The sequence below is a fragment of the Thioclava sp. SK-1 genome, from assembly GCF_001705665.1.
In the GTDB taxonomy this organism is placed as follows: domain Bacteria; phylum Pseudomonadota; class Alphaproteobacteria; order Rhodobacterales; family Rhodobacteraceae; genus Thioclava.
In genome coordinates, this window is the sequence record NZ_MDHA01000049.1 from 1 (window position 1) to 305 (window position 305).

General features: G+C 58.0%; 1 protein-coding gene. It reads right to left on the bottom strand.

Annotated elements, in window-relative coordinates:
• Positions 1 to 288 (bottom strand): ATP-binding protein (locus tag BFP70_RS12075; protein WP_369820204.1); only part of this gene is annotated, 288 nt, incomplete at its 3' end.
• Positions 289 to 305: the final 17 nt, after the last annotated feature.

Here is a 305-nt window from a genome sequence, read left to right on the forward strand (position 1 = left end):
GATCAAAACGACATTCTCGGCCGCTTCGATAAACTCGCATCGGTGTAGCTGCCGCACTGTTGCTTCAATGATTTCACTCGATGCAAAGTCGAAGCCCGTCAAATCCTTGTAGGCCGGGAAGCGGGCGACCTTCGTGTGGTAGGCGATGGACCGTACCTCACGTTCGGCGATCTCGGCCTTGAGCAGCTGTGACAGCATTGGCGTGGCAGCTTCGAACGCTGGCGCGCCCTGGGCGACCAGATCGTCGACCGCATTTGCCATGCCGTAGAGCTTGAGGCTGCGCAGCATGATGACAATAGAGGCTC